This is a genomic window from Streptomyces kunmingensis (assembly GCF_039533535.1).
Taxonomy (GTDB): Bacteria; Actinomycetota; Actinomycetes; order Streptomycetales; family Streptomycetaceae; genus Streptomyces; species Streptomyces kunmingensis.
The window spans coordinates 124,728-151,162 of the sequence record NZ_BAAATS010000002.1; the positions used below are offsets into that span (position 1 = coordinate 124,728).

The 26,435-nt window shown below is 71.3% G+C and carries 27 protein-coding genes; 10 read left to right on the plus strand and 17 right to left on the minus strand.

Annotation, left to right across the window (positions count from 1 at the left end; genetic code table 11):
- On the plus strand, positions 1-399 hold a 399-nt coding region (locus ABD366_RS02555; protein ID WP_344440997.1), incomplete at its 5' end, for a class I SAM-dependent methyltransferase.
- Positions 400-421: 22 nt separating this feature from the next.
- On the opposite strand, the gene ABD366_RS02560 is transcribed toward ABD366_RS02555, so the two are convergent.
- From ABD366_RS02560 to tsaB, 5 genes are all read right to left on the minus strand, one after another.
- Positions 422-1,450, minus strand: coding sequence for an LCP family protein (locus tag ABD366_RS02560; protein ID WP_411293740.1), 1,029 nt, complete (start codon positions 1,448-1,450; stop codon positions 422-424).
- Positions 1,451-1,571: 121 nt separating this feature from the next.
- Positions 1,572-1,826, minus strand: a complete 255-nt coding sequence (locus tag ABD366_RS02565; protein WP_324770199.1) for a hypothetical protein — start codon at positions 1,824-1,826, stop codon at positions 1,572-1,574.
- Positions 1,823-2,926, minus strand: coding sequence for a tRNA (adenosine(37)-N6)-threonylcarbamoyltransferase complex transferase subunit TsaD (gene tsaD, locus ABD366_RS02570; protein WP_324770198.1), 1,104 nt, complete (start codon positions 2,924-2,926; stop codon positions 1,823-1,825). The genes ABD366_RS02565 and tsaD overlap by 4 nt, the downstream gene beginning before the upstream one ends.
- On the minus strand, positions 2,919-3,443 hold the full coding sequence (gene rimI, locus ABD366_RS02575) for a ribosomal protein S18-alanine N-acetyltransferase (protein WP_324770201.1): 525 nt from the start codon (positions 3,441-3,443) through the stop codon (positions 2,919-2,921). Before rimI ends, tsaD begins: the two co-directional genes overlap by 8 nt.
- Positions 3,444-3,466: 23 nt before the next feature.
- The gene (gene tsaB, locus ABD366_RS02580) at positions 3,467-4,123 is read right to left on the minus strand and encodes a tRNA (adenosine(37)-N6)-threonylcarbamoyltransferase complex dimerization subunit type 1 TsaB (protein WP_324770197.1); all 657 of its coding nucleotides are present in this window, start codon (positions 4,121-4,123) and stop codon (positions 3,467-3,469) included.
- A gap of 130 nt (positions 4,124-4,253) precedes the next feature.
- Here tsaB and ABD366_RS02585 point away from each other — a divergent pair, with 130 nt between their 5' ends.
- Entirely contained in the window at positions 4,254-4,838 is a 585-nt protein-coding gene (locus tag ABD366_RS02585) for a hypothetical protein (RefSeq protein WP_324770196.1), read from the plus strand.
- 21 nt (positions 4,839-4,859) lie between these two features.
- Here ABD366_RS02585 and ABD366_RS02590 read toward each other — a convergent pair whose 3' ends face one another.
- The 4 genes from ABD366_RS02590 to alr all read right to left on the minus strand — a co-directional run bounded on the left by ABD366_RS02590 (position 4,860) and on the right by alr (position 8,335).
- Entirely contained in the window at positions 4,860-5,066 is a 207-nt protein-coding gene (locus ABD366_RS02590) for a hypothetical protein (protein WP_324770195.1), read from the minus strand.
- 207 nt (positions 5,067-5,273) lie between these two features.
- Positions 5,274-5,810, minus strand: a complete 537-nt coding sequence (gene tsaE, locus ABD366_RS02595) for a tRNA (adenosine(37)-N6)-threonylcarbamoyltransferase complex ATPase subunit type 1 TsaE (protein ID WP_324770193.1) — start codon at positions 5,808-5,810, stop codon at positions 5,274-5,276.
- The gene (locus ABD366_RS02600; protein WP_344441002.1) at positions 5,773-7,023 is read right to left on the minus strand and encodes an alpha/beta fold hydrolase; all 1,251 of its coding nucleotides are present in this window, start codon (positions 7,021-7,023) and stop codon (positions 5,773-5,775) included. Before ABD366_RS02600 ends, tsaE begins: the two co-directional genes overlap by 38 nt.
- A 151-nt stretch (positions 7,024-7,174) precedes the next feature.
- Positions 7,175-8,335 carry an alanine racemase gene (gene alr, locus ABD366_RS02605; RefSeq protein WP_324767597.1) on the minus strand — a complete coding sequence of 387 codons (1,161 nt, stop codon included), beginning with the start codon at positions 8,333-8,335 and terminating at the stop codon, positions 7,175-7,177.
- A 122-nt stretch (positions 8,336-8,457) separates the two neighbouring features.
- Here alr and ABD366_RS02610 point away from each other — a divergent pair, with 122 nt between their 5' ends.
- The 3 genes from ABD366_RS02610 to ABD366_RS02620 are packed head-to-tail and all read left to right on the plus strand — an operon-like array spanning position 8,458 to position 11,355.
- Complete coding sequence (locus ABD366_RS02610) at positions 8,458-9,039, plus strand: TetR-like C-terminal domain-containing protein (protein WP_324767614.1); 582 nt, start codon at positions 8,458-8,460, stop codon at positions 9,037-9,039.
- The gene (locus ABD366_RS02615) at positions 9,036-9,881 is read left to right on the plus strand and encodes an alpha/beta fold hydrolase (RefSeq protein WP_324767598.1); all 846 of its coding nucleotides are present in this window, start codon (positions 9,036-9,038) and stop codon (positions 9,879-9,881) included. Before ABD366_RS02610 ends, ABD366_RS02615 begins: the two co-directional genes overlap by 4 nt.
- Position 9,882: 1 nt before the next feature.
- Positions 9,883-11,355: an NAD(P)H-hydrate dehydratase gene (locus ABD366_RS02620; protein ID WP_324767599.1), complete on the plus strand. Its 1,473-nt coding sequence runs from the start codon at positions 9,883-9,885 to the stop codon at positions 11,353-11,355.
- Positions 11,356-11,657: 302 nt separating this feature from the next.
- On the opposite strand, the gene ABD366_RS02625 is transcribed toward ABD366_RS02620, so the two are convergent.
- From ABD366_RS02625 to ABD366_RS02635, 3 genes are read right to left on the minus strand one after another with little or no spacing between them, the layout of a single operon-like run.
- Entirely contained in the window at positions 11,658-12,029 is a 372-nt protein-coding gene (locus ABD366_RS02625) for a holo-ACP synthase (protein WP_324767600.1), read from the minus strand.
- 35 nt (positions 12,030-12,064) lie between these two features.
- Complete coding sequence (glmS, locus tag ABD366_RS02630; protein ID WP_324767601.1) at positions 12,065-13,918, minus strand: glutamine--fructose-6-phosphate transaminase (isomerizing); 1,854 nt, start codon at positions 13,916-13,918, stop codon at positions 12,065-12,067.
- Between the two features lie 10 nt (positions 13,919-13,928).
- Positions 13,929-14,183, minus strand: coding sequence for a hypothetical protein (locus tag ABD366_RS02635; protein WP_324767602.1), 255 nt, complete (start codon positions 14,181-14,183; stop codon positions 13,929-13,931).
- 195 nt (positions 14,184-14,378) lie between these two features.
- On the opposite strand from ABD366_RS02635, the gene coaA reads away from it, so the two are divergent.
- Both coaA and ABD366_RS02645 read left to right on the plus strand, forming a co-directional pair.
- Positions 14,379-15,389 (plus strand): type I pantothenate kinase, encoded by a 1,011-nt coding sequence (coaA, locus tag ABD366_RS02640; protein ID WP_324767604.1) that lies wholly within the window; start codon positions 14,379-14,381, stop codon positions 15,387-15,389.
- A 19-nt stretch (positions 15,390-15,408) separates the two neighbouring features.
- Entirely contained in the window at positions 15,409-16,359 is a 951-nt protein-coding gene (locus tag ABD366_RS02645; RefSeq protein ID WP_324767605.1) for a DUF389 domain-containing protein, read from the plus strand.
- Here ABD366_RS02645 and glmM read toward each other — a convergent pair.
- The 3 genes from glmM to rplM form a co-directional block, all read right to left on the minus strand.
- Positions 16,356-17,714 carry a phosphoglucosamine mutase gene (gene glmM, locus ABD366_RS02650; protein WP_324767607.1) on the minus strand — a complete coding sequence of 453 codons (1,359 nt, stop codon included), beginning with the start codon at positions 17,712-17,714 and terminating at the stop codon, positions 16,356-16,358. The genes ABD366_RS02645 and glmM overlap by 4 nt on opposite strands.
- Positions 17,715-17,814: 100 nt before the next feature.
- The gene (gene rpsI, locus ABD366_RS02655) at positions 17,815-18,336 is read right to left on the minus strand and encodes a 30S ribosomal protein S9 (RefSeq protein WP_018528376.1); all 522 of its coding nucleotides are present in this window, start codon (positions 18,334-18,336) and stop codon (positions 17,815-17,817) included.
- A gap of 42 nt (positions 18,337-18,378) precedes the next feature.
- Positions 18,379-18,822, minus strand: a complete 444-nt coding sequence (gene rplM / locus ABD366_RS02660; RefSeq protein WP_324767608.1) for a 50S ribosomal protein L13 — start codon at positions 18,820-18,822, stop codon at positions 18,379-18,381.
- Between the two features lie 270 nt (positions 18,823-19,092).
- On the opposite strand from rplM, the gene ABD366_RS02665 reads away from it, so the two are divergent.
- Entirely contained in the window at positions 19,093-19,938 is an 846-nt protein-coding gene (locus tag ABD366_RS02665; RefSeq protein WP_324767609.1) for a hypothetical protein, read from the plus strand.
- A gap of 21 nt (positions 19,939-19,959) precedes the next feature.
- On the opposite strand, the gene ABD366_RS02670 is transcribed toward ABD366_RS02665, so the two are convergent.
- Positions 19,960-21,411, minus strand: coding sequence for a cellulose binding domain-containing protein (locus ABD366_RS02670; RefSeq protein WP_324767610.1), 1,452 nt, complete (start codon positions 21,409-21,411; stop codon positions 19,960-19,962).
- Positions 21,412-21,652: 241 nt separating this feature from the next.
- Between ABD366_RS02670 and ABD366_RS02675 the strand changes: the two genes are divergently transcribed.
- Both ABD366_RS02675 and ABD366_RS02680 read left to right on the plus strand, forming a co-directional pair.
- A complete protein-coding gene (locus ABD366_RS02675; RefSeq protein ID WP_324767611.1) occupies positions 21,653-22,924 on the plus strand; it encodes a nucleotide sugar dehydrogenase in 1,272 nt (423 codons plus the stop codon).
- On the plus strand, positions 22,921-24,837 hold the full coding sequence (locus ABD366_RS02680; RefSeq protein ID WP_324767612.1) for a glycosyltransferase family 2 protein: 1,917 nt from the start codon (positions 22,921-22,923) through the stop codon (positions 24,835-24,837). The genes ABD366_RS02675 and ABD366_RS02680 overlap by 4 nt, the downstream gene beginning before the upstream one ends.
- 86 nt (positions 24,838-24,923) lie before the next feature.
- Here ABD366_RS02680 and ABD366_RS02685 read toward each other — a convergent pair whose 3' ends face one another.
- Positions 24,924-26,402: a polysaccharide deacetylase family protein gene (locus ABD366_RS02685; protein WP_324767613.1), complete on the minus strand. Its 1,479-nt coding sequence runs from the start codon at positions 26,400-26,402 to the stop codon at positions 24,924-24,926.
- Positions 26,403-26,435 lie beyond the last annotated feature (33 nt).

Below are 26,435 nucleotides of genomic sequence, written 5' to 3' on the forward strand. Positions count from 1 at the left end.
GGCGGCCCGCGCTACCGCCTCGCGGACGCCGCCGGGGTCGAGCTCCCGGCCGCGCACTACGACGTCATCACCTGCCTGGCCAGCCTGCACCACATGCCGTTCGCCACGCTGACCCGCTTCCGCGACGCGCTCGCGCCGGGCGGCCGTCTCCTCGTCCTCGGCTGCTACGCGGGCCACACATACCGGGATTTGGCCGCGGTACCGGTGAACGCGGTGGCCCGCGTGGCGGTGTACGGCACCGAGCGCGCCCGCGGCATCCGTACGCCGCCGCGCAAGGCGCCCGTCCGGCAGCCGGAGATGACGCTGCCGCGGCTCCGCGCGGAGTCGGCGCGGCTGCTGCCCGGCAGCGAGCTGCGTCAACTGCTGTTCTGGCGCTACCTGTTGACGTACACGAAGTGACGAGCGGCGCCCGCGCCCGCGGTCACCGCAGCGACTCCCACAGCTTCCCCGCCTCCGGCTCGTCCGCCACCACCCGGTTCGCGTCGGAGGGCGCCTGCACCACCGGCATCACCACGGTCTTCACGGCGTCCGCGGGCAGCTCGTCCACGCTCCGCGCCAGGCCGGTCAGTTCGGAGAGCGAGTCGAGTCCGGTGTCGGCGACGAGGCTGCCGGTGGCCGCGTCGGCGACCTTGTAGAGGCGGGCCGGGTCGGTCAGCAGGCCGTCGGCCGAGACCTTGCCCATCAGCGCCTTCACCAGCTGCTGCTGGAGCTTGATGCGGCCCAGGTCGCTGCCGTCGCCGACGCCGTGCCGGGTACGGGCGAAGGCGAGGGCGCCCTCACCGTCGAGGTGGTGCTCGCCTGCCTTCAGGTGCAGGTGGCTGAGGTCGTCGTCGATGTCCTCGGCCGTGGTGACGTCCACGCCGCCGAGCGCGTCCACGAGCTTCGCGAAGCCCGCGAAGTCGACCTCCAGGTAGTGGTCCATACGGACCCCGGTGAGCTGCTCGACCGTCTTCACCGCGCAGACCGGACCGCCCAGCGCATAGGCGCTGTTGAACATCACGTTGTACGCGACCGCGGTCGTGCCGCCGGACTCCGTCGGGCAGGAGGGGCGTTCGACGAGGGTGTCCCGGGGGATGCTCACCACCGTCGCCCCGGTGCGGCCCGCGTCGAGGTGCACGACCATCGCGGTGTCCGAGCGGGCCCCGCCGCTGTCACCGCCGCCGAGCGCCTTGTTCTCCTTGCCGGAGCGTGAATCGGAGCCCAGGACAAGGAGGTTGAGGACGCCCTTGTCGACCGGCTCCGAGGGCGGCGAGGCCGAGGGCGAGGCGGCCGCCACCGGCCGGGCCGGGCGGTCGTCGCCGAGGGCGCTGTCGATGTCGACGCTGCGTATGTTGTGGTCGAGGTGCCAGTAGAGCCAGCCGGCCCCCGCCCCTCCGAGCACGAGGACGCAGCCGAAGACGATCGCCACCGCCTTCACCGCACGTGTCCGGAAACGTTTCTGCTCAGTCACAGAGGGAACATAAGTCCGAATTATTACAACGGTAAACCACTTGGCGGATGATTTTCGGAAATCTCAGTCGGTTCTCACTCGACCATCGGTTCTCAGCCGGCCATCGGTTCCCAGCCGGCCATCAGTTCTCGGCCGACTCGAAACGCCACCTGTGCACGGTCCGCGTCACCAACTCGGCCCCTGGCTCGGGCAATTCGGGCAGCACGGCGTCGAACTCCGCGTCCCACCATGTGATCACGAGAACCCGGTCCTGCGGGGCGCGGAGCGTCTCGCGGCGTACCGGCTCCCGCTCCAGGACCTGCGCCCGCACCCAGTCCAGCAGGTCCGCGCCGCGGCCCTCGACGGCCCGGGCCTCCCACATCAGCGCGACGCTCACGAGTACAGGTTCTCCTTGCTGACCTCGTGCACATGGTCGTGGCCATGATGACCGTCGTGGCCGGGCACGTGCGGCTCCGTCACAGGCAGCGAGGAGTCCGCGGAGAGGTCCCAGGACGAGGGCCGGCGGTTCCTGGCCACCATCTCGGCGCCGAGCGCGGCGACCATCGCGCCGTTGTCCGTGCACAGCTTGGGGCGCGGCACACGCAGCCGGATCCCGGCCCGCTCGCAGCGCTCCTGGGCCAGCGCCCGCAGCCGCGAGTTGGCGGCCACACCGCCGCCGATCATGAGGTGGTCGACGCCCTCGTCCTTGCAGGCGCGTACCGCCTTGCGGGTCAGCACGTCGACGACCGCCTCCTGGAAGGACGCCGACACGTCACGCACCGGCACCTCCTCGCCGGCCGCCCGCTTGGCCTCGATCCAGCGGGCCACGGCCGTCTTGAGGCCGGAGAAGGAGAAGTCGTACGCCGCGTCGCGCGGGCCCGTCAGTCCGCGCGGGAAGGCGATCGCCTTCGGGTCGCCCTCCTTCGCGTACCGGTCGATGACGGGGCCGCCGGGGAAGCCGAGGTTCAGCACGCGCGCGATCTTGTCGAACGCCTCGCCCGCCGCGTCGTCGATGGTCGCGCCGAGCGGCCGTACGTCGGAGGTGATGTCACTGGAGAGCAGCAGCGAGGAGTGGCCGCCGGAGACGAGGAGCGCCATCGTCGGCTCGGGGAGCGCGCCGTGCTCCAGCTGGTCGACGCAGATGTGCGAGGCCAGGTGGTTGACGCCGTAGAGCGGCTTGCCGAGGGCGTACGCGTACGCCTTCGCGGCGCTCACTCCGACGAGCAGGGCGCCCGCGAGGCCGGGGCCCGCGGTGACGGCGATCCCGTCGAGGTCCTTCGCGGTGACGCCCGCGTCCTTCAGGGCCCGCCGGATCGTCGGGACCATCGCCTCGAGGTGCGCGCGGGAGGCGACCTCGGGCACGACGCCGCCGAAGCGGGCGTGCTCGTCGACGCTGGAGGCGACGGCGTCGGCGAGCAGGGTGGTGCCGCGGACGATGCCGACGCCGGTCTCGTCGCAGGAGGTCTCGATGCCGAGGACGAGCGGTTCGTCAGCCATGGTTCTGGTTCTTCTCTTCGCTCACTGGTACGGGGGTTGCCGGTACGGGCTCTTGGGTGGTGGTCAGGCGCATCACGAGGGCGTCCACGTTGCCCGGCTGGTAGTAGCCGCGGCGGAAGCCGATCGGCTCGAAGCCGAAACGCTCGTAGAGCTTCTGCGCCCGCGTGTTGTCGACGCGCACCTCGAGCATCACCTCGGCGACCTCGAAGGCGGTGGCGTGCCGCAGCAGTTCGGTGAGGAGCCGGGCGCCGAGCCCGGTGCCCCAGTGGTCGCGGGCGACGGCGATGGTCTGCACGTCGGCGCCGTCGGCGGAGCCGCCGTCGGAGGAGGTTCCGGAGGCGGCGAGCCCGCCGTAGCCGACGAGCCGGTCGCCCTCGTACGCGACGACGTAGCGCCGCGTCGAACCGACTCCGCGCGCGTGGGCGAGCTCGGACCAGAACATGCCGCGCGACCAGGCGTCGTCCGGGAAGAGCTCCTTCTCCAGGACGAGCACGGGATCGATGTCCCACCAGCGCATCTCGCGCAGTTCCGCCGTCGGAGTCACTTCGGGGTGACCACCTTGTAGTTCTTGGGGACCTGGGCGTCCGGGCGGCGCAGGTAGAGGGGCCGCGGCTCCGGGAGTTCCTCGCCGGCGGCGAGCTTCTCCGCGGCGAGGGCGGCGAGCGCGGCGGCGGACACGTGCTGCGGACCGCGCGGGTCCGTGAACGTCTCGGGGTAGAGCAGCGCGCCCGCCCCGACCGCGGGCAGACCGGCGACGGCCTCGGCGATGTCCGCGGGCCGGTCGACGGCGGCTTCGGTGACCCGGGTGCGCGGGTCCGCGTAGCGCGCCCAGTAGACCTCCTTGCGCCGCGCGTCGGTGGCCACCACGAAGGGGCCCTCGATGCCTTCGGCGGCGTACGCGAGGCCGTCCAGCGTGCACACCCCGTGCACGGGGACGTCGAGCGCGAGCCCGAAGGTGTCGGCGGTCATCAGGCCGACGCGCAGTCCGGTGTACGGTCCCGGGCCGATGCCCACGACGATCCCGGTGACGGCGTCGAGTGCCAGGCCGGCCTCGGCGAGCACCCGGTCGACGGCGGGGAGCAGCAGCTCTCCGTGTCTGCGGGCGTCGACCTGACTCGACTCGGCGACGGTGGCCGTCCCGTCGTGCAGGGCGACGGTGACGGCGGGGGTGGCGGTATCCACGGCGAGCAACAGCACGCAAACAGCCTACGGCTCCGACAGTGCGGACATGTCCCACTGTCGGCATCGGGGGCCGCGGTGCCCCGGCTGCTAACGTCACTCAGAGCCGTCACTGGCGTCGTACAGGCGTACATAAGTACATGCGTACATGAGAGGCAGGCACCTGGTGGCACGGAGCAGCACCGGATTCGTGACCGCGCTGACCGCGGGCGCGCTCGCCGCGGTCGGCTTCCTCGCGTACCAGGCTTCGGCGAGCGCACCGGCGGACCTCGGCAAGCCGAACGCCGACGCCTCTCCCTCCGCCTCCTCGTCCCGCTCCCCCAAGGACAAGGGCAAGGACAAGACGGAAGAGGCGGGGCTGCCCGCGCAGTCCGGCGCGGGCGAGCGCGTCGTCTACGCCCTGGGCGCCGACCGGGTCTGGCTGGTCGGGGCGGACGGCAAGACGCAGCGGACGTTCGAGGTGACGCCGGGCACGGTGGACCCGACGCCGGGCAAGTACGCGGTGACCACACGCTCCGGTGCCATCACGGGAACCGACGGGGTGCCGATCGAGCACGTCGTGCTGTTCGCGAGCTCGGGCGGGGTGCCGGTCGGGTTCAGCGCGGCGGTCGACGGCTCCACGCCGTCGCCGGACGCGTCGAAGAAGACCGGCGGTATCCGGGAGTCGCGGGCCGACGGTACGGCGATGTGGCAGTTCGCGACGCACGGCCAGAAGGTCGTCGTCGTTCCCTGATCCGCACCTGCCGATGTGGCGCTACGCGCAGCGCGGACCCGCTTCTTCCTCGTAGCCGTGAACCGTCGTACGTGGGTGCTCGCGCTCGGCGCCGCCCTGCCGGGGCGGGGTCGAAACCGCCCGCGCCGCCGCGCAGGACGCCAGCAGATCTCCCATCGACACCCCGTGGGCCACGTCCTGCCCCGAAGAGGGCTCAGCACGCCGCACGACACGTTCCGAAGCCGACATGAGCGCCTCCCGAGCAGGCGTGGTTAGGTAGACCTAACTAAGTCCGGTCTCCATGTGAACACGCCGAACGTGCGCCGCGCAACATTTTGCCGACGCGTTGTCGGGATACGGGGGCGACACGTGCGGCGCGGCCTGGATCCGGGTGGATCCGGGTGGATCCGGGTGGATCCGGGTGGATCCGGGTGGATCCGGGTGGATCCGGATGTCTCAGCCGGTCAGGGACCCCAGGTCGGCCCGGCTCCAGCGCTCCCCGATGCCGTTCAGCGTCACGACGCGCACCTCGTCCGTGGTGTCGCCGGTCGCCCGGTCGATCAGCACGTGCAGCCGGTCGTCGGAGAGCTCCTCGACCTTGCCGTCGCCCCACTCCACGACGACGACCGAGTCCGGCAGGGACACGTCGAGGTCGAGGTCCTCCATCTCGTCGAGGCCCCCGCCGAGCCGGTACGCGTCGACGTGCACCAGGGCCGGGCCGTCGGCGAGGGGCGGGTGCACGCGGGCGATCACGAAGGTCGGCGAGGTCACGGCGCCGCGCACGCCGAGCCCCTCGCCGAGCCCGCGGGTCAGCGTCGTCTTGCCCGCGCCCAGCTCCCCGGTGAGCATCACGAGGTCGCCCGGGCGCAGTTGCTTGGCCAGGGCGAGTCCCAACTCCCGCATCAGATCCGGGGAGTTGACCGTGACGGTGACGGTCGTGACGAGGGTGGCGGGATCAGCCGCCGGGCTGTGCGGTGCTGCCGGTGTCTCCATGAATCCCCACGGTAGCGGCTGCCGGACCCACTCCCGCGCGGGCCAGCAGGTCCGCGAGGCGGTCCGTGACGACCTCGGGGTGCTCCAGCATCACCAGGTGCCCGGCGTCCGGCACGAGCACGAACTCGGCGTCGGGGAGCAGCGCCGCGATCGCCTCGCTGTGCTCGCTCGGCGTCACCAGGTCCTGCTCCCCGGCGAGCACCAGGACGGGCAGCTCCACGAAGCGCGTCAGGGCGACCGTCTTGTCGTGCTCCTGGAACGCCGGATAGAACTCGGCGACCACGTCGATCGGCGTGCCCTCGATCATCCGCTCGGCGAACCGGGCGATCGCCGGGTCCACGTCCCGCGTCGCGAACGAGTACCGCTTGATGATCCCGGCGAACAGATCCGCCGTCGCGCGCCGCCCGCGCTCGACGAGGTCGGCCCGCTGCCCGAGCGCTTTGAGCAGGCCGGGCAGCACCCGGCGCACCGCGTTCATCCCGGCCACCGGCAGCCCGTAGTTCACCTCGCCGAGCTTCCCCGACGACGTGCCCACCAGCGCCACGCCCACGACGCGGTCACGGATCAGCTCGGGGCACCGGTCGGCCAGCGCCATCACGGTCATGCCGCCCATCGAGTGGCCGACAAGGACGATCGGGCCCTCGGGCGCGGCCGCGTCGATGACCGCCTTGAGGTCGTCGCCGAGCCGGTCGATGGAGACGGGCGTGCCGTCCCCGGTCTCCGGGTTCTGCTCCTGGCCGCGCTCGGACCGGCCGTGGCTGCGCTGGTCCCAGTACACGCAGCGCACGACACCGCGCAGGGCCGCGCGCTGGAAGTGCCAGGAGTCCTGGTTGAGGCAGTAGCCGTGGCTGAAGACGACGGTGACGGGGGCCGGGGCCCTGCGGCCGAACAGCCTGCGTCTGCGCGTGCCGTCGCCGCTGTCCGGCTCGGCCTCGTCGACCTCGTAGTACAGCTCGGTGCCGTCGGCCGCGCGGGCCCGGCCGGGGACGCCGCGCAGCGAGCCGTAGGGGCCGGAGGCGTCGAGCGCCAGGCGGGCCCTGCGGCGCATGCCGCGCCCCACGGTGAGGCGCTCGACGGCGACACCGGCGGCGGCACCCGCGGCCACCACGCCTATCGCGGCCCCGGCGAGACCGGCACGCCGCCAGCTCCCCGCGGCGGCCTCACCGGCCGCCTCGGCGACCGCCGCCGTGGCCTGTGCGCTTCTCTCGCTCACGTGCCCGCTCCTCCTGGTCCCGCGTGTCCTGTCCGATGCCGCGTGTTCCTGTCCGGCCCTGCCCCGTGCCGCCCGGTCCTGCCCGGTGCCGCTCGGTCCCGCCCTGTCCGTCCACCCGGCCGTACCCGACGCCGCCCGGCGCCGCCCGCGTCTACGTAGACGCGGACCCTTCCTCCACGTAGACACGCGGTACCCGGGAACCGATCCGCGTCACGATCTCGTACGCGATCGTGCCCGCCGCCGCCGCCCAGTCCTGGGCGGTCGGCTCGCCCGCGTCGCCCGGCCCGAACAGCACCGCCTCGTCGCCCGCGGCCGGCTCGTCACCGCCGAGGTCGACGACGAACTGGTCCATCGCGATCCGCCCCGCGACCGTGCGCCGCTTGCCGCCGATCAGGACCGGGCCCGTACCGGAGGCGTGCCGCGGGATGCCGTCCCCGTAACCGAGCGGTACGAGACCGAGGGTCGTCTCGCCCGGTGTGACGTAGTGATGCCCGTAACTGACGCCGAGTCCACCCGGCGCGTGCTTCACGAGCGCGAGGTTCGCCTTGAGCGTCATCACGGGGCGCAGTCCGAAGTCGGCGGGCGTGCCGAGCTCGGGGCCGGGCGAGATGCCGTACATGGCGATGCCGGGGCGGACGAGGTCGAAGTGGGTCTCGGGGAGCGTGAGCGTGCCCGGCGAGTTCGCGATGTGGCGCACCTCCGGGGTGACGCCCTGCCCTTCCGCGTACGCGACCATCTCGCGGAAGCACTCCAGCTGCGGCGCGATGGAGGGGTGCCCCGGCTCGTCGGCGCAGGCGAAGTGCGACCACAGGCCGGTGACCGTGACGAGGCCCGCCTCCTGCGCCGCGAGGGCTTCGCGCACCAGCTCGGGCCAGTCGGCGGGCAGGCATCCGTTACGCCCGAGGCCGGTGTCGGCCTTCAGCTGGATCCGGGCCGTGCGGCCCAGCGACCGCGCCGCCGCGGTGACTTCGCGCAGGGCCCACAGCCCGCTCACCGACATGTCCAGATCGGCCTCGACGCCCTCGCGCCAGGGCCCGCCGGGCACCCACAGCCAGCACATGATGCGCCCGGGCAGGCCCGCGGCCCGCAGCTCCAGGGCCTCCTCGGCGGTGGCGGCGCCGATCCACTCGGCGCCCGCCTCCTTGGCCGCGCGGGCCACCGGGATCATGCCGTGCCCGTACGCGTCCGCCTTCACGACGGCCATGAACGCGGCCCCCGGCGCGTGGGCGCGCAGGGACCGCACATTGGCCTTCAGGGCGCCGAGGTCGATCTCGGCGCGGGCCCGGAGCGGGGCTGTCACGTTCTCGTTCATCGTGCGCCCAGTCTCTCAGAGCGGTCCGACAAGCCTTCGGCTTCGTTGATCACCCGCCCGAACCTAGGTACCCTAGGCAAACACCTAATGGCCCTATAGAGGGAAGGGAGGGAGTGCTCATGATGGCCAGAGCGGGCCTGACCACGGAGCGGGTGGTGGCGGCCGCGGCCGACCTCGCGGACTCCGTCGGCTTCGAGCACATCACCGTCGCGGCGCTCGCCCGCGGCTTCGGCGTGAAGGACGCGAGCCTGTACGCGCACGTCAAGAACCTGTCCGAACTGCGCGTGCGGGTCGCGATCCTGGCCGGTCTCGACCTCGCCGACCGGATCGCGGACGCGCTCGCGGGCCGGGCCGGCCGCGACGCGCTCGTCGCCTTCGCCGACGCCTACCGCGGCTTCGCGCTCGCCCACCCCGGCCGGTACGCGGCGACCCAGCAGCAGGAACTCGACCCGTCCGTCTACGACGACCACCCGGCCCTGCGCCGCAATCTCACCTGTACGTACGCGCTGCTCCAGGGCTACGACCTGGCCGAACCGGAGCTGACCGACGCGGGCCGGCTGCTCCGCAGTACGTTCCACGGCTTCGTCAGCATCGAACTCGCGGGAGGCTTCCGCCACCAGCGGGAGGCGGGAGCGAGCTGGGCGGGCGCGGTACAGGCCCTGCACATGGCTCTCACCAACTGGCCCAAGGAGGCGAACCGTTGATCGTCGCGAACCGGCTCCGCGTTCCGGGCGCGACGCTCCACCACGAGACCAGGGGCGAGGGCCCGCCCCTCCTCCTGCTGCCCGGCGCGGGCGGTGACGCGGCGGTCCTCGACGCGGTCGCCGACGCGCTGGCCGACACGTTCACGGTGCTCACGCACGATCCGCGCGGCTACTCGCGCAGCACCCTGGACGGCCCTCCCGGCGAGCAGCGGGTCGACGTCCACGCGGACGACGCCCTGCGCCTGCTTGACGCGGTCGCACCCGGCGAACCGGCGTACGTGGCCGGGGCGTCCAGCGGCGCGATCGTCACCCTCGACCTGCTGGCCCGCCACCCGGATCGGCTGCGCGGGGCGCTGGCGCACGAGCCGCCGTCGTGGAGCGTGCTGCCGGACGCCGCGGAGCAGCTGGCGTTCTTCCAGGACGTCCACGACACGTTCCTGGCCGAGGGACTGGCGGCGGCGGGCGAGCGTTTCCTGCGGGGTGTCGGACCGGTGCTGCTGCCGGCGCCGGAACCGGTGGCGCCCGGGGACCCGCTCCCGGAACACACCCGGGCCATGCGCGCGCGGCTGCTCGCCAACGCGCCCCTCGCCCTCCGGTACGAGCACCGCAGCTTCGCGGCGTACGTCCCTGATCTCGACGCCCTCGCGACGGTTTCCGGCCGTCTGACCCTGGCGGCCGGCACGGGCACGCGGGGCCATCTCCCCTGCCGCCCGGCAGCGCTCATCGCCGACCGTCTCGGGCTGCCCCTGGTGGCGTTCCCCGGCGCGCACAACGGCTGGTCCACGCACCCCGCCGAGACGGCCGAGCTGCTGCGCACCCACCTCCTGGGGGACACTCGATGACATGCGCACTGCTTACGACGTGGAGACCATCCGGGCCGCCGAACGCGCGCTGATGGCGCGGCTGCCCGACGGAGCACTGATGCAGCGGGCCGCGGCGGGGCTCGCCGCCTCCTGCGCCGATCTGCTCGGCAAGGTCTACGGGAAGCGGGTCGCCCTGCTGACCGGCTCCGGGGACAACGGCGGCGACGCCCTGTACGCGGGCGCCCGGCTGGCGCGGCGCGGCGCGGGCGTGACGGCGCTGCTCCTGTCGCCGGAGCGGACCCACGCGGGGGGCCTCGCGGCGTTGCGGGCGGCGGGCGGCACGGTCCTCGACGCGGAGTCAGATGCGGAGTCCGAGGCCGGGTCCGACGCCGCCGAGCGCGCCGTCGCCCGGGCCGATCTCGTCCTCGACGGCATCGTGGGCATCGGCGGCAAGGGCGGCCTGCGCCCGCGCGCGGCCCGGCTGGCGTCGCTGGCAGCGGAGTCGGGGTGCCGGGTCGTCGCCGTGGACCTGCCCAGCGGGGTCGACGCGGACACCGGCGAGGTGCACGGCGACGCCGTACGGGCGGACGCGACGGTCACGTTCGGCGCGTACAAGCCGGGGCTGCTCGTCGACCCGGCGCACGAGTACGCGGGGGCGCTCCGCCTGGTCGACATCGGCCTCGAATCGGCCTCTCCCCGCCCGGAGTTGGAGGCGCTGCAACACGACGATGTGGCGGCGCTGCTGCCGCGGCCCACCGGCGAGAGCGACAAGTATCAGCGCGGTGTGGTCGGCGTCGTCGCGGGCTCCGCGCGCTACCCGGGCGCGGCGGTCCTCGCCACGGCCGGAGCGCTGCACGGCGGCGCGGGAGCGGTCCGCTACGTCGGCCCGGCCGCGGACTCCGTGCTGGCCCGTTTCCCGGAGACGCTGGTGTCGGCGGGCCCGCCCTCGAAGGCGGGCCGCGTCCAGGCGTGGGTGATCGGCCCCGGCCTGGGCGACGACGCGGCGGGTCTCTCGGACGTCCTGGCGTCGGACGTCCCGGTCCTCATCGACGCGGACGGTCTGCGGCTCGCGGACGTGGAGGCGGTACGGGGGCGTACGGCGCCCACGGTTCTCACCCCGCACGCCGGGGAGGCGGCGGCGCTGCTCGGTTGCGACCGGGCCCGCGTCGAGGCCGAACGGCTCGCCTCTGTACGGGAGTTGGCGGCGCGGTACGGGGCGACTGTGCTGCTCAAGGGTTCGACGACCCTGGTGGCGTCGCCGGACGGGGACGGTGCCCCGGTCCGCGTGAACCCCACGGGTACGCCCTGGCTCGCCACGGCCGGCAGCGGTGACGTTTTGTCGGGCCTGACCGGTTCCCTGCTGGCCGCGGGACTCCGGCCGGTGGACGCGGCATCGGTGGGCGCCTACGTCCACGGCCTGGCGGCCCGGCACGCGTCCCGGTCCGCCCCGGTCTCGGCCCAGGACGTAGCCGCGGCGATCCGCTCCGCGTGGCACACCATCACCACCACGTAGCCGGCGGCTGCGGGCCCGGTGGGGGCCGGCCGCGCAGTTCCCCGCCCGCGCGCCGGTGAGGCTTCTCGCGCAGTTCCCCGCGCCCCTGAGATGCGCACTACGTGCGCCATCTCATGGGGCAGCGGCGAAGCCGCACGCTCCAGGGGCGCGGGGAACTGCGCGACCAGCCACGACGGCGCCGCACCCAGCAACGCACCCGCGAAGCTACGGCGCGTACCTGAGGGGCGCGGGGAACTGCGCGACCAGCCCCCACCGGGCCGCACCCGACAACGCCCCGAACCCCCGCCCCACCCCACCCCGGCCTACCCCTCCGCCACCACCACAGCGGAAGCGACCCCCGCATCGTGGCTGAGCGACACATGAAACCCCCGCACCCCCAACTCCGCAGCCCGCGCAGCAACCGTCCCGGTGACCCGCATCCGCGGCTGCCCACTCTCCTCGACAAAAACCTCCGCATCGGTCCACCGCAGCCCGGCCGGCGCGCCCAGCGCCTTGGCGATCGCCTCCTTGGCCGCGAACCGGGCGGCGAGCGAGGCGACCCCGCGCCGCTCGCCCCCGGGCAGCAGCAACTCGCCCTCCAGGAACAGCCGCTCGGCCAGCCCGGGCGTACGCTCCAGCGACGCCGCGAACCGCTCGATCTCGGCCACGTCGATACCGACCCCGATGATGCTCATGCGGGCACCCTACGGCGCGGCCCCGGGACGCCAGGTCACTCCACCGTCACCGACTTCGCCAGGTTCCGCGGCTGGTCCACCTCGTTGCCGCGCGCCGTCGCCAGCTCGCACGCGAAGACCTGCAGCGGCACCGTCGCGACCAGCGGCTGCAACAGCGTGGGCGTGGCCGGCACCAGGATCAGATGGTCGGCGTAGGGGACGACGGCCCGGTCCCCCTCCTCGGCGATCACGATGGTCAGCGCCCCGCGCGCCCGGATCTCCTGGATGTTGGAGACCATCTTGTCGTGCAGGACGGAGCGGCCCCGCGGTGACGGGACGACGACCACCACCGGCACGCCCTCCTCGATCAGCGCGATCGGCCCGTGCTTCAGCTCCCCGGCGGCGAACCCCTCCGCGTGCATGTACGCCAGTTCCTTGAGCTTCAGCGCGCCCTCCAGGGCCACCGGGTAGCCGACGTGCCGGCCCAGGAACAGCACCGTGTCGTGCCCGGCCAGCGAACGGGCCAGCTCCCGCACCGGCTCCATCGTCTCCAGGACCCGTTCGACCTCCTCGCCGATCCGCGCGAGGTCCCGTACGACCGGGAGGATCTCGTCGGCCCATTTGGTGCCGCGCACCTGTCCCAGGTACAGCGCCACCAGATAGCAGGCGACGAGCTGCGTCAGGAACGCCTTGGTCGAGGCGACCGCGACCTCCGGACCCGCGTGCGTGTACAGGACGGCGTCGGACTCGCGCGGGATCGTCGAACCGTTCGTGTTGCAGATCGCGAGGACGGTCGCGCCCTGCTCGCGCGCGTGGCGCAGCGCCATCAGGGTGTCCATGGTCTCGCCGGACTGCGAGATCGCGACGACCAGCGAACGGGCGTCCAGGATCGGGTCCCGGTAGCGGAACTCGCTCGCCAGCTCCACCTCGCACGGGATCCGCGTCCAGTGCTCGATGGCGTACTTGGCGATCAGACCGGCGTGGAACGCCGTGCCGCACGCCACGATGACGACCTTGTCGACCATCTTCAGGACCTGCGCGGGAATCCGCAGCTCGTCCAGGGTCAGCTGCCCCTCGGCGCCGATCCGCCCGAGGAGTGTGTCCGCGACGGCCTTCGGCTGCTCCGCGATCTCCTTGAGCATGAAGTAGTCGTAGCCGCCCTTCTCTGCGGCGGACGCGTCCCAGTCGACGTGGTAGTGGCGTACGTCGTCGTCGGCGGGCCGCCCCTCGAAGTCGGTCACCGTCACCCCGTCCCAGCGCACCTCGACGACCTGGTCCTGGCCGAGCTCGATCGCGGAGCGGGTGTGCGCGATGAACGCCGCGACGTCCGAGGCGAGGAACGCCTCGTCCTCGCCGACGCCGACCACGAGCGGCGAGTTCCGGCGCGCCCCCACGACCAGGTCGGGGACGTCCGCATGCGCCGCGACCAGCGTGAACGCGCCCTCCAGGCGGCGGCACACGGCGCGCATCGAGGAGGCCAGGTCCGCGCAGACGGCGAACTCGTCGGCGAGCAGGTGCGCCACGACCTCGGTGTCCGTCTCCGAGGCGAGCTCGTGCCCGCTGTCGGCCAGCTCGGCGCGCAGGGCGGCGAAGTTCTCGATGATGCCGTTGTGGACGATGGCGACCCGGCCGGCGTTGTCCAGATGCGGGTGCGCGTTCGCGTCCGTGGGCCCGCCGTGGGTGGCCCAGCGGGTGTGTCCGATACCGGTGGAGCCGGCCGGCAATGGCCGGTCCACCAGCGCCTTCTCCAGATTGGCCAGCTTGCCGGCCTTCTTCACGGCGGCCAGCGACCCGTCCGCGATCACGGCCACGCCGGCCGAGTCGTACCCCCGGTACTCCAGCCGCTTGAGCCCGGCGAGCACGACGTCGAGGGCGGACTGAGAACCTACGTATCCCACGATTCCACACATAGGCGGCAGCCTAGGACCGGGATTGACGCCCCCACAGGAGCCGGTCCCGCGCGTCCCGGACGAGCCCCAGGTACTCGACCTCCTCGCAGCGCGGCTTGCTGCCCATCTCGTAGAAGTCGAGGCAGTCGTCGAGGTCCTCGCCGATGTCCTCGTCGGGCAGCTCGAGCGCCAGCTCGCTGCGGACGTGACCGGCCCAGTCGTCGTCGGAGGCCCGCGCGCCGCCGGCCCGCCGTCGCACGAAGCCCGGTACGCGTAGTACGGCCATGACGCTTCCCTCCCGCCGCTGCCCTCCCGTCCCGTGCGGCAGCCGAACCCCACAGGTCTGGGGAACGTATCGCCCCCTTCACCTCAGGTCCATACCTGTGCACCATCTGTGTTGATCGGCGGGAGGCAGTGCGCTCGCTCGTCCGGGTGACGCACCCCACCCCCCGCGCCGTCCATACAGCCGTAACAATGGACTGTGATCTCACCGGTCTCCGAGCCCCTGCACTCGACCTCCCGGAGCGCCCACCGGCCCAGGCCGGAGGCGACTCCCTACGTCGACCTCACCCGAACCGAGTGGAGTGCCCTGCGTGACAAGACGCCCCTGCCGCTGACCGCCTACGAGGTGGAGCGGCTGCGCGGTCTCGGCGACGTGATCGACCTCGACGAGGTCCGCGACATCTATCTGCCGCTCTCCCGCCTCCTGAACCTGTACGTCGGTGCCACCGACGGCCTGCGCTCCGCCGTGAACACCTTCCTCGGCGACACCGGCGAGAAGGCCTCCCAGTCCGGCACGCCCTTCGTCATAGGCGTCGCGGGATCCGTGGCGGTCGGCAAGTCGACCGTCGCCCGCCTCCTCCAGGCGCTGCTCTCGCGCTGGCCCGAGCACCCGCGCGTGGAGCGCGTCACCACGGACGGCTTCCTGCTGCCCACCAAGGAGCTCCAGGCCCGCGGCCTCATGGCGCGCAAGGGTTTCCCCGAGTCCTACGACCGGCGCGCGCTGACCCGGTTCGTCGCCGACATCAAGGCGGGCAAGGACGAGGTGACGGCCCCCGTCTACTCGCACCTGATCTACGACATCGTGCCTGATCAGAAGCTCACCGTGCGCCGCCCCGACATCCTCATCGTCGAGGGCATCAACGTGCTGCAGCCCGCCCTGCCCGGCAAGGACGGCCGCACCCGGGTCGGCCTCGCCGACTACTTCGACTTCAGCGTGTACGTGGACGCGCGTGCCGAGGACATCGAGCGCTGGTACCTCAACCGGTTCCGCACACTGCGCGCGACCGCCTTCCAGGACCCGTCGTCGTACTTCCGCAAGTACACGCAGGTCTCGGAGGAGGAGGCGCTGGACTACGCGCGCACGATCTGGAGCACCATCAACCAGGTCAACCTCCTGGAGAACGTGGCCCCCACCCGCGCCCGCGCCGGCCTCGTCATCCGCAAGGGAGCCGACCACAAGGTCCAGCGGCTGCGGCTGCGCAAGCTCTGAGCCCGGTTACGGTACGCGCATGCTGCATCTGCGACTCATCACGCCGCCCGAGCGGACGGACGCCGTGGTGCGCCTGATCGAGAGCACCGTCGGCACCGCTCATCTCGCGGTGCTGCCGGGCGCCGCCCGTGATCCGGCGGGCGACCTCGTCCTGTGCGACGTCGCCCGTGAGGCCGGTGACGAGCTCATCGGCGGACTGCGGAAGCTGGAGATCGACAGGACGGGTTCGATCGCCGTCGACTCCGTCGGCCTGTCGCTGTCCCGGCACGCCGACCGGGCGGAGCGGGAGGCGCCGGGCGAGGGCGCGGACGCGGTGCTGTGGGAGCAGCTGACGGACGTCACGCACGAGGAGTCGACACTCACCGTCACATACGTGGCGTTCCTGGTCATCGCCACGATGATCGCGGCGTGCGGCGTCGTCCTGGACAACGCCATCCTGATCGTGGGCGCGATGGCGGTCGGCCCGGAGTTCGGCCCGCTCGCGGGTGTCTGCACGGCGCTCGTACAGCGTGCCCCGCGTCTCGCGCTGCGTTCCCTGATCGCGCTGCTCGTCGGTTTCGGCGCGGCGATGGTCGTGACGGTGGGCTTCAGCGTCTTCATGGACGCGGTCGGCCTGTTCACCGAGGGCCGCCTGGAGGCCGACCGCCCCAACACCGGCTTCGTCTACGCGCCCGACTGGTTCTCGTTCGTGGTCGCCGTGCTCGCGGGCGCGGCCGGCACGCTCTCCCTCACCTCGGCGAAGTCGGGCGCACTGGTCGGGGTCGCCATCTCGGTGACCACGGTGCCCGCGGCGGCCAACGCGGCGGTGGCCCTCGGCTACGGCGACATGGAGCAGACCTGGGGCTCCACGCAGCAGCTCCTGCTGAACCTGCTGGGCATCCTCCTCGCCGGTACGCTCACGCTCCTCGCCCAGAAGGCGTTCTGGGCGAGACAGCGGGAACGTACCGCCGCGAAGATCGCGGAGCGTTAGCCCAGCGCCGACTTCACGACGTCGGCGAGGCGGCCGGCGACGGCCCGCGCCTGCTCGATGTCGGCGGCCTCGACCATCACGCGCACCAGCGGCTCGGTGCCGGAGGAGCGCAGCAGCACCCGCCCGGTGGCGCCCAGCTCGCGCTCGGCGTCGGCGACGGCCGTGGTCAGCTCGGTGGAGGTGGTCACGCGGGACTTGTCGACGTCCGGCACGTTGATGAGGACCTGCGGGAGGCGCTCCATGACGGAGGCGAGCTCCTGGAGGCTGCGGCCGGTCTGCGCGACCCGTGCCGCGAGCAGCAGCCCGGTCAGCGTGCCGTCGCCGGTCGTCGCGTGGTCGAGCACGATGACGTGGCCGGACTGCTCGCCGCCCAGCGCGTACCCGTGGCTCTTCATGGACTCCAGGACGTACCGGTCACCGACCGCGGTCTGCACGCAGGTGATGCCCTCGCGCTCCATGGCCAGCTTGAAGCCGAGGTTCGACATGACGGTCGCGACGACGGTGTCCTCGCGCAGGGCGCCGCGCTCGCGCATCGCGAGGGCGATGACGGCCATGATCTGGTCGCCGTCGACCTCGGAGCCGGTGTGGTCCACGGCGAGGCAGCGGTCGGCGTCGCCGTCGTGCGCGATGCCGAAGTCGGCGCCGTGCTCGACGACGGCGGCCTTCAGCAGGTCGAGGTGGGTCGAGCCGCAGCCGTCGTTGATGTTGAGCCCGTCGGGCTCGGCGCCGATCGTGACGACCTCGGCGCCGGCGCTCTTGAACGCCTCGGGCGAGACGCGGGACGCGGCGCCGTGCGCCTCGTCGAGGACGATCTTCAGCCCGTCGAGCCGGTTCGGCAGGACCCCGAGGAGGTGGGCGACGTACTGGTCGGAGCCTTCTTCGTACGTCTTCACGCGGCCGACGCCGGAACCGGTCGGGCGGTCCCAGGGGGCGCCGGTGCGGTGCTGCTCGTAGACGTCCTCGATGCGGTCCTCCAGGGCGTCGTCCAGCTTGTGGCCGCCGCGCGCGAGGAACTTGATGCCGTTGTCCGGCATGGCGTTGTGGCTCGCGGAGAGCATCACGCCGAGGTCGGCTCCCAGCGCCCCGGTGAGATACGCCACCGCGGGGGTGGGCAGCACACCGACGCGCAGTACATCGACACCGGCGCTCGCAAGCCCCGCGACGACCGCGGCCTCCAGGAACTCGCCCGAGGCCCGCGGGTCACGGCCCACGACCGCGACCGGGCGGTGACCCGCGAAGGTGCCCGCCTCACCGAGTACGTGCGCCGCGGCCACGGAGAGTCCGAGCGCGAGCTCGGCCGTCAGATCCGCGTTGGCCACACCGCGCACGCCGTCGGTGCCGAAGAGTCGTCCCACTTGATGTCCTCCGAAACTTCACGTCATCCATAGCCGAACGCCCCGGCGGCACGAAACGTGCCGCCGGGGCGAACAGGAAAAGACAAGCAGGCAGCGAGATTTAGCGCTTGCTGTACTGCGGGGCCTTGCGGGCCTTCTTGAGACCGGCCTTCTTGCGCTCGACCGCACGGTCGTCACGCTTGAGGTAACCGGCCTTCTTCAGCGCCGGGCGGTTGTTGTCCACGTCGGCCTCGTTCAGCGCGCGGGCCACGCCGAGGCGCAGGGCACCGGCCTGACCGGAGACGCCGCCACCCGAGATGCGGGCGATGACGTCGTAGCGGCCGTCGAGCTCGAGCACCTTGAAGGGCTCGTTGACTTCCTGCTGGTGGACCTTGTTCGGGAAGTAGTCCTCGAGCGTGCGCCCGTTGACCTTCCACTTGCCGGTGCCGGGCACGATGCGAACGCGCGCGATGGCGTTCTTACGGCGGCCCAGGCCGGCGGCCGGCTGCGGGTCACCGAAGCGGGCGGGGTTGGACTCCGAGGTGTACTCGCCCTCGACAGGCGCGTCCGACTCGGTGGTGTAGCTCTCGACGTCGACGATCTCGGTCTCTTCGACCGGCGTCTCGGCAGTGGTCTCGGCCACGATTCTCCTCAGATTCTTTTCTGTCTTAGGGGGTGGCCGGAACTACTGCGCGACCTGGGTGATCTCGAACGGCACCGGCTGCTGGGCAGCGTGCGGGTGCTGGTCGCCCGAGTAGACCTTCAGCTTCGAGAGCATCTGACGGCCCAGGGTGTTCTTGGGGATCATGCCCTTGATGGCCTTCTCGACGGCCTTCTCCGGGTTGTTCGCCAGGAGGTCGTCGTAGCGCACGGAGCGCAGACCGCCCGGGTAACCGGAGTGGCGGTACGCCATCTTCTGGGTCTTCTTGTTGCCGGACAGGTGAACCTTGTCGGCGTTGATGATGATGACGAAGTCGCCCATGTCCATGTGCGGGGCATAGGTCGGCTTGTGCTTGCCACGGAGGAGGTTCGCGGCAGTGGTGGCCAGACGGCCCAGGACGATGTCCTGCGCGTCAATGACGTGCCACTGGCGAGTCACATCGCCGGGCTTAGGGCTGTACGTACGCACTTCGCAGCCTTCTTCTTCAGTGGATGGGTGCTGAAACATGGCATCACTGAAGCGATCGTGCAGCTGGGGACGACAGTGCCGGGTTCAGCGCCCGTATGCCGCCCACTGGTAACTGCTCCAGGGAACCCGTGTACGGGCCTCTCACATGGGAATGAGCAAACCAATACACATAACGAATAGGCAGACTACCTGTGGCGGCCCGGACGGGTCAAAACGTGGGCCGGCACAGCCCCGCACACCTGTGGCAGCGGGCACACTAGGATGCCGCCCATGAGTTTCGGGCAGGGGGGACCCCAGTGGGGTTCAGGTGACAGCGGGGGCGCTCCGGACTGGGCGGCACTGGCCGAGGCCTCCGAGGCGCGCGCACGCAAGAAGCGCTGGATGCTGATCGGCGGCGCGGTCCTCGCCACGGTCGCGGTCGGTTCGGCGGTCGCCTGGGGCATCGTCTCGGCGAACGGCAACAGCGGGACCGCGAACAAACCGTCCGGCCAGGTGCCGACCGCGGACATCCCCAGTACGGGCAGGACGCCGGGCCCCTCCTTCGCGGAGACGTCGGTGGCGCCGCCGCTGAATCCGAACGACTTCATCGACAGCGCGGCCAAGGACAAGGCGCCGCTCAGCGCGGACACCCTGTTCCCCGGCAAGACGCTCCCGTTCAACGGCCGCGAGTACAAGAAGGGCGCGACGGCCCGGACGACGGACTGCGCCTCCGTGGGCACGAAGGGCCTGGCCGGCGTCCTGAAGAAGAACGGCTGCACGGAGGTCATCCGCGCGACGTACTACAAGGACAGCGACGCGGTCACCATCGGCGTCGCGGTGTTCGACACCAAGGCCGCGGCGACCAGGGCCAAGGAGCAGTACGACTTCAACGGCGCGGTCCTGTCGCTGCCCGGCTCCGGCGTGCCGACGTTCTGTCGCACCACGGTCTGCCGCCAGACCGCGAACTCCGTGGGCCGCTACGCGTACTTCACCAATGGCGGCCACACGAACGGCAAGAACGCCACCACGAAGGACACCTCGCTGTACGCCCTCGGCGACGATCTGCAGGAGTTCACGTTCCGGCAGGTCAAGCAGCGCGGCGAGACGCAGGCCTCCGCGGCGGCCGCGGCGGGCTGACCGCCACGGCGCGCCCGGTGGTCAGGAGGCGGGCCGAGTGTCGAAGAAGCTCGTCCCGTCTCCCTGGAAGCCCTTGACGGCCTGCTCCGCCGCCTTCGCCGTGAGCGGCTCTCCGGTCTGGTGGTAGACCCAGTCGATCTGCATGTCCCAGGCCCGCTCGCCGGTGAAGGGCAGGTCGATGAACCAGGTGTTGAAGTTGATCGACATGTCGGCGCGCGGCGCGTAGGCGGCGCCGCTGCGGTAGAGGGTCTTGCCGTCGACGCTGTACGTCACCTCGTTCTCCTCGACCGTGATCAGCATGGTGTGCCAGCCGGCCAGGCTCCTCTCCGTCTTCGACGTGACACGGTCGTTCCTGCCCGCGTGCCGCCAGCTGGTGGTGTCCAGCTTCGGGCCCGGCGCGCCCCAGCCGCCGTTCGGCATGTACTCGTTGTCGAGCTCGCTGTACTGCTCCCCCGAGCCGCCGATGGTGAAGTACGTCTGGTTGACGTGGTCGCCGTTCTTGCCGGTGGTCGGCTTGTCGGTGAAGTGGACGCGGGCCGCGTAGGTGCCGGTGCGGAACGAGGGGTCCTTCGTGCCGAGGGCGGCCTGCCGGGTACCCGCCTTCGTCCCGTCGGTCGAGGCCCGCAGCTGGAGCACCTGCCCGCCGCTCGTCTCCGCGTCGGCGGCGGGGAACGACACGCCCTTTGCCGTCCAGGTGGACTCGATGCCGGGGCCGCCCTTGCTGGTGCGCACCAGCCAGCCGTGCTTGAACAGCGCGGTGTCCTTCGGGCCGCGGTAGTTGAAGTCGTCGAAGAACGCGCCCTCGGGCAGCGGTGCGGCGTCCTTGCCCGCGGCCGCGCCGCTGGAGCCCGAGGCCGGGCCCGACGCGGAGCCGGTGTCCGCGCCGCCCGGCGCCTCGCCCCAGACCAGGACGCCGCGCTTGTAGGCGGGGATCCGCTCCGACTTCTCGTAGGTCTTCTTGGCCGCGTCGAACGACCAGTCGCCGTCCTGGCGCAGCGGCTTGTGATCGGTCCGGTACAGCTGCAACTGCAGTCCGCGGCTGTTGGCGCCGGGCTTCAGCGTGCCCGCCTTCTGCGTGAAGCCGATCTCCAGGTAGTGGTCAGCCCCGTCGCTCGGTGACGGCATCTCCTTGACGGTGCCCGTCATGTTCGAGCAGCCCACCGAGGCCTCGACGCAGTTGTAGGCGTACGAGGCCGCTCCGTCGGCGGTGAAGTAGTAACGCAGGGTCACGTCGCTCAGCCGCACGGTCTTCTCCGAGGTGTTGAAGACCTCCAGCCATGGCTGGGCGGCGTCCGCCGAGGCGGCGGTCTCCGTGCGGTAGCGGACGGTCAGCTCGGGCGGCTCCGGGTGGAAGTGCCGCCAGACGGGCTTCGCGGCCACGACGGCACCGGCCAGCACCGCCACCACGAGCAGGATCTTGAACGCCCGGGCCGTACGGCTACGACCACGGGATCGACGGCGAGAGGTCGCCACGGAGAACTCCTTCGGAGGGCGCGGGGCATGCGCCCGGCGGAACGGTGACGAAGGCACCGACTCACAACGAGGGCCAAAGGTTGCACGTGATGTGAGGTGACAATGGCGACTGTGCGCACAAAGTGGTGAGAAGTGAAGATCTTGTTAGCATCATCCCTCCTTTATTCGATTCTCGAGAATCAGTGCGCCTGCCATCGGGGTAACCAAGGGGACGGCAGACGCCGGGGTGGGATGCATTGCCGTGAACCGAAACACCGCTGTCGACGTAGTGATCGTCGGACTCGGTTACGTAGGCCTGCCGTTGGCCCGTGCCGCGAGCGCCTCCGGGCTCAGAGTCGTCGGGCTCGACCGCAGCGCCGCCGTCATCGACGGTCTCAACAACGGGTCGTCGCACGTCGACGACATCAGCGACACCGACGTACGCACCATGCTCGACGAGGGTTTCCGCGCCGTCGCCACTCCTGAGGTCATCGCGGAGGCCGCCGCCGTCGTCATCTGCGTGCCGACACCGCTGACCGACCACGGCGCGCCCAACCTCGGCGCGGTGAACTCCGCGGTCGAGGACATCGCGAACCACCTCGCGCCGGGCACGCTCGTCGTTCTGGAGTCCACCACGTACCCCGGCACCACCGACGAGGTCGTCCGGCCGCGTCTGGAGGCGGGCGGGCTGCGGGCAGGCGTCGACTTCCACCTCGCCTTCTCGCCCGAGCGCATCGACCCGGGCAACCCGCACTACGGCCTGGAGAACACGCCCAAGGTCGTCGGCGGCATCACCCCGGAATGCACCAAGGCCGCCCGCGCCCTCTACGAGCCCTTCGTGGGCAGCGTCGTGGAGGCCAGGGGCACCCGGGAGGCCGAGATGGCCAAGCTCCTGGAGAACACCTACCGGCACGTGAACATCGCCCTGGTCAACGAGATGGCGATGTTCTGCCGCGAGATCGGTGTCGACCTCTGGGACTCCATCCGCTGCGCGTCCAGCAAGCCGTTCGGCTTCGCGCCGTTCCACCCCGGCCCCGGCGTCGGCGGTCACTGCATCCCGATCGACCCCAACTACCTTTCGTACAAGGTGCGTTCGCTGGGCATCCCGTTCCGCTTCGTGGAGCTGGCCCAGGAGATCAACCAGCGGATGCCGGCCCACGTCGTCTCCCGCGCCGCCGACCTCCTCAACCAGCACGACAAGCCGATCCGCGGCTCGCGCGTCCTGCTGCTCGGCGTGACCTACAAGCCGGACATCTCCGACCAGCGTGAGAGCCCGGCCGTGGACGTCGCCGAACTGCTCCTCGAGCGCGGCGCCGACCTCGTCTACTGCGACCCCCGCGTCGCCGACTGGACCGTCGAGGACACCCCGGTGCCGCGCGTCGACGACTACCTTCAGGGCGCGGCCGGGGCCGATCTGACGATCCTGCTCCAGCACCACAGCGAGTTCGACGTGGACCTCCTCGCCGACCACGCCCGGCTGCTCTTCGACACCCGCGGCAAGTCCGCCGACCACCCCCGGGTGGTCAAGCTGTGAGTGACGTCGACGACTTCGTACCGGACGCGGTCGACGCCGACAGCCGGCGCCGGCACCGCCGCAAGCGGCATCTGCGGGTCTCGTACTTCTTCTTCATCGCCATCGCCGCGGTCATCTTCACCAAGCTCGACCCGAACTCGCTGCACTACTACTCGTTCGGGGCGATGGGGCTGCTCGCCCTGAAGATGTTCGGCGCCCTCTTCTACCGGCCCGCCAAGGCCGACCGCGACGAACTGCTGCTGCTCGACAACTCCTGGGTCACCGCGGTCATCCCGATCTACAACGAGGACCCGGTCATGTTCGAGCAGGGCATGCGCAGCCTCCTCGCGCAGAGCCGGCTCCCGAACGAGATCCACATCATCGACGACTGCAGCGCCGACGCGTCCGGCATCAGGACCGCGAAGAAGCTGCGCCGCGAGTTCGAGGCCCGGGGCGTCAAGTACACGGTGAGCGTCCAGCCGGAGAACAAGGGCAAGCGCGAGGCGCTCGCCCTCGGCTTCCAGGCGGCTCCGTACTCGGACCTGTTCCTGTGCGTGGACTCCGACACGGTGCTCTCCCGGGACACCGTCCGTGAGCTGCTGCTTCCGATGGCCGACGAGAAGATCATGGCCTCGACGGGCATGGTCCTCGCGCTCAACCACGACAGCAACATCTTCACGCGCCTCCAGGACCTGCGGTACGGCAACTCGTTCCTGTTCGAGCGGGCCGCGTACTCCCGCCTGAAGGCCGTCCTGTGCTGCTGCGGCGCGCTCTCCGTCTACCGCGGCACGCTGGTGCGCAAGTACCTGCCGGACTTCCTGAACCAGCAGTTCCTGGGCAAGCCCGCCGTCTTCGGCGACGACCGCCGCATGACGAACTACTGCCTGATGGAGGGCCAGGTCGTCTTCCAGGAGACGGCCGTCGGCTACACCGCCGTCCCCGAGAAGCTGCCACATTTCCTGCGCCAGCAGGTCCGCTGGAACAAGTCCTTCTTCCGTGAGTCCCTGTGGGCGTTCACGCACCAGAAGAAGTACCGGCCCGCGTTCTGGCTGACCTGCATGGAACTCGCGCTGTGGCTGGTCTTCGGCTCGGCGATGTTCTACTCCATGGTCATCCTGCCGATCATGCACCCGTCGCGGTTCGTCAACCACATCGGTGACTACCTCGTCTTCATGGTCCTCATGGGGTACCTGCGCAACGTCCGCTACCTGGACTTCCCGCGCCGCGGCATGGGCTTCATCAAGCGGTTCGGCATGTTCCTGCTGGCTCCGCTGTACGGCGTCATCCAGCTGCTCCTGCTGACACCGCTGCGCTTCTACGCCCTGCTCACCCTGCACAAGGGAAGCTGGGGCACCCGCCAGGGCGGCGTCGAGGTCTCGGTCGCGGGACACGAGGAAGAGCTCGCCGCGGTCTGGGAGGAGGAGGACGAGTACTCCTCGCCGCAGGTCTCCTCCACCATCGAGATGATGCGCCTGGAGGGCATCGCCCTGGCCCGGACGTCGCCGCACCTGTCCGCCCGCACCCCGAGCGGCGCGCCCGCGTACCACGACGACTACTCGCAGGGCGAGCTGCGCGACCTCGGCCGCAACGTCCCGCAGCAGCCCGTGGCGTGGAGCAACCCGCCGCAGGCCGCCCCGTTCCACGGCCGGCCGACGATCAGCCCGCTGCAGCCCGTCCCGCCGCAGGGGCAGTACCAGCAGCAGCAACACCCGCAACAACAGCAGCAGCAATGGCAGGGCCAGCAGTGGCAGGGCCAGGGCCAGGGTCAGGAGTACGGCCAGAACCACGGCCAGGTCCCGTACATCCCGCAGCAGCCGCAGGGCCCGTACCAGCAACAGCCGCAACCACAGCAGCCGATGCAGCCGCAGCAGCAGTGGTCCCAGCAGGACGACGAGGCGCAGCAGAACGACGACTGGTTCCACAACGGCCGCTAACGGCCGCTAACGGCATCGCTGCTGGAGCACGTGAAAGGGGGGGGTGGGGCCCGGCCGATCCGGCCGGGCCCCACCCCCCTTTCACGTCAGGCGTAGTACTCCATCGCCTCCTGGACGGTGAGCACCTCGATGCCGCGCTTCTCGATCTCCTTGACCAGCGTCCCGAGCCCGGCCTGGCTGATCTCGGTGCTCGCCCCGGGTGTCCCCGCCACCAGCTTGTGCAGGCACAGGATCAGCCAGTCGCCGCTGCGCGCACAGCGGTCCAGCGGGCCGCCCGCGCCGATCACCTTGGCCAGGGTCGTACCGCCGATGCCCGAGCCGTCGTTGACGCCGGTCAGCGCCTTGAGCCGGTAGGGCATGGCCGGCGCGAAGCTCTCGATCGTCTCGGAGACGATGGAGCGGGCCGTGGTGAAGTGCCGGGCGGCCAGCAGATCGACGGGCACCCCGTCCGTGGTCTTCTGGAACGAGCCGTGCGGATACGCGAAGTGCTCGCTGGTGAAGCCGTTGCCGACCAGCCACTCGCGCAGGGTCCGCAGATCGTCGTCGACCTGCTGCGCGCTGAGCTTCTCGTAGCTCGCCGTGTGCGCGGAGGTGGCGTACGAGTGCCCGGCCATCTCCCAGCCGGAGGAGTCCTGGAGCGAGCGCATCTGCGCGATGGAGAGGAAGGAACCCGTGCCGATGGCGTCCGCGATGTTGTAGATCGTGCCCGGCATCCCGGCCGGGTCCATGACCGGGCGCGCCAGGTCGTGGATCGACTTGTGCGAGTCGTCGAACGTGATCGAGACGACGCCCTTGGGGAAGACGGACGTGGTGTCGGGGACCAGCTCCACCGCCTGGAGCCGGTAGGTGACGGCGCCGCCCGCGTCGTCGTAGACCGCGAAGGAGAAGTCCGTGAAGCCGGTCTTCACCGACGGCTCCCCGTTGGCGGAGAGCGTGTACGTGCCGGCCGCGGACGCCACGTCGGCCCACTGCAGGTGGACGGTGACCCACTCGCCGGACTGTACGTAGTTGGCGCCGGTCTTCGCGTGGTTGTGCACGCGCCAGGTGAAGGTGTTCTTCAGGCCGCCGCTGCCCAGGTAGAGGACGATCTTGCCCAGGTGCGTGACGTCGTCGACGCGGAAGATGAGCCGGATCATCTTGCCCGTCAGGTTCATCGGGGCGAGGCCGGTCCTGCGCAGGGACGACTGGACGCCGTTGCCCTGCGTGGTCACGCGGGTGGCCTGGCTGCCCCGGGTGAAGACCGTGGTGTCGTTCAGGTTCGACGAGGCCGTGCCCGCGCCGTCGGCCTTCCAGCCGTGCCCCGACTGGAACTGCTGGGTCCAGCTGGCCCGCCGGTACTTCGGACGTCGCCCGCCGGGTGCGAACGAGGGCACGCCCAGGCCCTCGACCGCCTTCCCCGAGGTCAGGCTCAGATGTCCGTCGGCCGCGCTCGCGGAGGCGGGCGCGATCAGGTCCTTGGCGACGACGCCGGCACCGACACCGCCCGCGGTGAGCACACCCCCGAGGCCCATGAACCGCAGCGCGGACCGCCGCCCCACCCCCGAGTGCTTGCTGCTCCTGCTCAAACCGACCCCTCCCCCACACGCTCCACGAGAAAG